The sequence below is a fragment of the Bittarella massiliensis (ex Durand et al. 2017) genome (assembly GCF_009876955.1).
Taxonomy (GTDB): Bacteria; Bacillota; Clostridia; order Oscillospirales; family Ruminococcaceae; genus Bittarella; species Bittarella massiliensis.
The window spans coordinates 1-1,087 of sequence record NZ_WWVY01000052.1 but is presented as its reverse complement, the minus strand read 5'-3'; the positions used below and the strand labels follow the sequence as shown (position 1 = coordinate 1,087).

At 52.4% G+C, this 1,087-nt stretch carries 1 protein-coding gene; it reads right to left on the bottom strand.

What is annotated here, in order from left to right:
* Positions 1 to 14 precede the first annotated feature (14 nt).
* Positions 15 to 980, bottom strand: a complete 966-nt coding sequence (locus GT748_RS15055) for an IS30 family transposase (RefSeq protein WP_009323729.1) — start codon at positions 978 to 980, stop codon at positions 15 to 17.
* Between the last annotated feature and the right edge of the window lie 107 nt (positions 981 to 1,087).

The window sequence follows — 1,087 nt, the reverse complement described above, 5'->3', positions numbered from 1 at the left end:
AGTGAATTGTCAAACTAAGTGCAACAGGAATTGAGCTCGAAGTCCCATAATTCCTGAGCAGAATGGAAGTACAGAACTTTGCGAGGCCTGGCGTTCAACAACGCCAGGTTTCGTTTTAATGTGGCGGGAGCAACACGGGAAAGGTTCCTGCCCTTGGGATAAAACTCCCGGAGCAGGCCGTTCAGATTCTCGTTTGTACCTTTCTGCCAGGCACAATATGGGTCGGCAAAATAGACCTCGCAATGCAATCGTTCTTCAATGCGGCGCCAGTTGGCAAACTCCGTGCCCCGGTCGCAGGTAATGGTCTTGACCAGTTGCGGAGGGAAAGCGGACAATGCAGCGACAATGGCGTTCTCCATGGTCTCCGCCCGTCGGTCCGACATCTTCATGGCAATGTAAAACCGAGTCTTGCGCTCCGCCAGGGTGGCAAAGCAGGCTTTGCTTTTGCCCTGGCCACTCACCACTGTATCCGCTTCCCAATGCCCGGCTTCCTCACGGCTGTATACCGACTTGTCCCTCTTGCGGATCGACTTTCCCTTACTGTATTTCCCTCGCGTTTCTTTCACTCCGTGGCTCTTTCCCTTGTGGCGCAGTACTTTCAGATTGCCATTTACCAGGTATTTCTCGTAGATCCACCGGTAGATGGTACGCCAGCTTGGCAGCTTCAGCTCACAAGGGGTACAGGCGATCTGCTCCGGCGACCAGGTCGCCCGCAGCTTTTCCTCTATGTAGTCGAGCACTTCCTGTGAATGGAACATCCCGCGGTGGCAGTAGGAACGGCGCAGCAGATACTTCTTCTGCGCTGTGTGCGGGTAGTAGGTCGGAATGTCATACATGTGGCTGCAGTTCCGCCGTATCTCCCGCGACACAGTACTCACGTTTCTCCCGATCAGCCGAGCGATCTCTCGATAGCTCAACCCATCCACATAATATTTCCGTATACAACTGCGCTCTTCTATGGTAAGATGATGATAGTTCATACAGTTCCCTCCGGTGGTTTGGTGGTGTGGTAACTTCATTCTACCAGGGTTCTGTATGGACTTCTTTTTGTTCCCCTAAAGTGTTGCACTTGATAGTATAATTCACC